This window comes from Planktosalinus sp., assembly GCF_059864935.1.
Genome location: NZ_JCBCCK010000097.1, coordinates 1 through 3,403, shown reverse-complemented (window position 1 = coordinate 3,403; position 3,403 = coordinate 1). Strand labels below are relative to the sequence as shown.

Annotated in this window: 3 protein-coding genes; all 3 read right to left on the bottom strand. The window is 46.4% G+C overall.

What is annotated here, in order from left to right:
* Nucleotides 1–1,770, bottom strand: a 1,770-nt coding sequence (locus AC6F75_RS04210; RefSeq protein ID WP_500713696.1) for an efflux RND transporter permease subunit, incomplete at its 3' end; no start/stop codon positions are given.
* Between the two features lie 142 nt (nt 1,771–1,912).
* The gene (locus tag AC6F75_RS04205; protein WP_500713695.1) at nt 1,913–2,989 is read right to left on the bottom strand and encodes an efflux RND transporter periplasmic adaptor subunit; all 1,077 of its coding nucleotides are present in this window, start codon (nt 2,987–2,989) and stop codon (nt 1,913–1,915) included.
* Nucleotides 2,990–3,022: 33 nt separating this feature from the next.
* Nucleotides 3,023–3,403 (bottom strand): T9SS type A sorting domain-containing protein (locus AC6F75_RS04200; RefSeq protein ID WP_500713694.1); only part of this gene is annotated, 381 nt, incomplete at its 5' end.

Sequence of the window (3,403 nt, the reverse complement as noted above, 5' to 3'; positions counted from 1 at the left end):
ATCAATGACCACCTGAAATTCGTTTTTATTGTCAAAAGGCAGCATTTTCACCAATACAGACTGAGTAAAAAACATACTCACCGAACCCAGTAACAGGACCGCAGTTACAATAAGTGCCAGACGGCGTTTCAGCGAACTCTCCAGCAGGGGTTTTTCAAACTTGCTGTAGATTTTGTAGATTTTGGTATCTTCAATTTCCACAGGCTTTTCAACTTCTCCCTGAGCGTTCTTTTTGTCTTTTTCGCGTAAGAAAATATAACCCAGATAAGGCACAATGGTCAATGCGATGAGTAGCGAAAGAATCATCGCAATGGATGCGCCAATGGGCATGGGGCTCATATAAGGTCCCATCAACCCGCTAACGAAAGCCATTGGTAATACCGAAGCGATTACTGTAAAAGTTGCTAATATCGTCGGGTTCCCCACCTCGTTGATGGCATAGAGTGCGGCCTGCTTGAACGGCAGGCGTTTCATCTTGAAATGCCGGTGCATATTTTCGGCAATGATGATGGAGTCATCCACCACGATACCTGTTACAAATACCAATGCAAAAAGGGTAATGCGGTTCAGGGTGTAATCCATCAGGTAGTAACTCAGCATGGTCAATGCAAAGGTCACAGGAACAGAAAGGAATACCACCAGCCCGCCACGCCAGCCCATGGCCAGCATGACGACGATGGTCACTGCTATTATTGCTCCAAAGAGATGTAACAGCAGTTCGCTAACCTTATTTGAGGCGGTTTCGCCGTAATTTCTGGTGACCGACACCTGAACGTCATCAGGGATGATGGTGGTGCGTAAATGCGCCACCTTTTCCAAGATAATATCTGAAAGTTTCATCGCATCAGCGCCTTTGCGCTTGGCAACAGAAATGGTCACTGCCGGATATTCAGAAGGGAATTTGGAGGCCACTTCATTATCGGCCGCGCCATATCCAAAACTCACATATTCTTTGGACAGTTCAGGGCCGTCAAGTACTTGTGCGATTTGTTTTAAATAGACAGGTTGGTTTTGATTGATGCCCACGATGAGGTTTTCCACATCATCAATGGTTTGTAAAAAGCTTCCGGTATTGACCAGGTATTCGGTGTCGTTGCGGTTAAACGATCCGGAGGTCATCTGTGTGTTGCTGGCTAGAATCTTTTCTGAAACACCAAGCATATCCAGGCCTGCGGCCGCCATTTTGTCTTTGTCCAGTACCACACGCAGCTGTCGGTTTCTGCCACCAATTTTATGGGTAGTGGATACATCGGTTACTTTTCTTATTTCGTGATTGACCTCATTGGCGATTTGACGCAGCTGGTAGTCGTCATAGGTTTCGCTCCAAAGCGTAAGTCCCAACATAGGCACATCGTCTATAGAGCGGGTTTTAACCAATGGCGGTGTAACTCCGGCAGGCATCTGGTCCATATGCTTCATCAACTCGTTGTAGAGTTTCACATAAGAACGTTCGATGTCTTCGCCCACATAAAACTGAACGATAATCATCCCTTGTTCCTGCATCGACGTGGAATAAACATACTCCACCCCTTTGATGTTGGACACCATTTTTTCGATGGGCTTAATCACCCGTGACTCCACCTCCAGCGGACTCGCCCCCGGATATCCGATAAAGATATCTGCCATGGGCACGTCTATCTGCGGCTCTTCTTCCCGCGGGATTAAAAACGAACTGTAAATACCCACTGCCAGGAATACCATCATCAGCAGCAAAGTGAGCTTGGAGTTTATAAATAATTTGGCAATCTTGCCGGCTAAACCTTCTTTCATTTCTTTATATTTTTTTATCCTCACCCCAACCCCTCTCCCAGGGAGAGGGGCTTTTTTGGAGCTTTTTTAATTTTTCTCGTAAAGAATTTAGTCCTAAGTCTTACGTCTTGCAGTCTTACGTCTAAAGTCTAACATCTCACATCTATTGTCTAACTTCCACCTTCGCACCGTTATACAACTTCCCCTCGGCATCTATGATAATCGCTTCCTCGGCATTGAGTCCCGAAAGGACTTCCACTTCGTTGCCAAAGCTTCTTCCCAGTCTTAACCAGCGCAACATGGCTGTGTTTTGCTGACTTACCGTATAAACACCACGCAAATCACCCTGAGTGACAATCGCTTCCTGAGGCACGGTTACCAGTTGAGGGGTGTCTTTAGTTTGTACTACCGGAAACTGCACGGTGGCATACATCCCTGATTTCAGGGCGTCGTCTTTTTCAAGGACGACTTTGACGGGATATTGTCCGCCGGTCATGGAGGAGCTGCTGCTCACTTCCGTTACTTTTCCGGTGATGGTTTTGTCGATGGAACGAATGTGTACTTCTACAGTTTCTCCTGTTTTAATCTGACCAATGGCCATTTCAGGAACAGTGGCGCGCACTTCAAAGTTGCCGGGCGCTTCTATGGCGAGCAGCGGCATACCGGGATTGGCCATCGCGCCGGATTCCACAAAGCGGTTGGTCACCACACCACTAAAGGGTGCGGTAATATTTGAATAAGCAAACTGTGCATCCACCTCTGCTTTCATCGCTTTGGCTGATTCCAGACGAGCTTTGGCCATTTCATAATTGGCGGTCATATCGTCCAGTTCTTTTTGGGAAGCACTGTTTTGTGCAAACAAAGCAGTAAAGCGTTCAAAATCTCTTTGGGCATTGTTAACGGCTACCTGAGCCTCATTGATACCGGCATTGACCTGAGCGCTTCTGGCCTGCAGGTCGCTGTTGTTGATGGATACCAGCAACTGACCCTGAGTTACCTTATCGCCAATGTTGACGTGAACACGGTTGACGTGTCCCATCATACGGGTGCTAAGGGTGGCGTTGTTGACGGCCACAACTTCTCCGCTAACGGTGAGATTGTTGCCTGAGCTGGCTGCCGGGGCTTTGGTGGTGACTTGTATCGCCGTTCGGCTGTCGGTTGCCGTTTCTTTTTCTGAGTTGCCACAGCTGCTTAAAACAAGTGCAGTTATCGCGATGACGGATAGTATTTTGATTTTCATGATTCTAATGGATAATTGTTTTAAAATGATGTATTATTTTTTAAGGAGTTGTCTGGTTACAAAAAACTTATGTTCAAACACCACGGTCACATACAACACCTGAGTGGCGAGTTGCTCCTCAAGGGAAATGACTGCTTTATTGGTGCCGGGTTGTACGTTTTCTAAGGCATCTCTTTTCAGGATTTGACCTGAAGCATTGGAAATATAATAGTAAGCTTCTCCCGCAATTTGAGACTCAAACTCCACCGTAAAAGAAGTGGCTGCCGGATTGGGGTACAGCTTAAAGGAATAAGGATTGTTTCCGTTAACTTCCTGTATGCCCATCGGCTGATTTCTGATTAGTTTGATGGCATAAATGCCCGCGTCTGCACTGGTGGTGCTAGTTTGATTGTTTGTAAAAGGATTTAAACTGGA

Bases quoted from the DNA above. Each gene is read 5' to 3' on its own strand.
- AC6F75_RS04205 (WP_500713695.1), bottom strand. From the start codon at position 2,989: ATGAAAATCAAAATACTATCCGTCATCGCGATAACTGCACTTGTTTTA.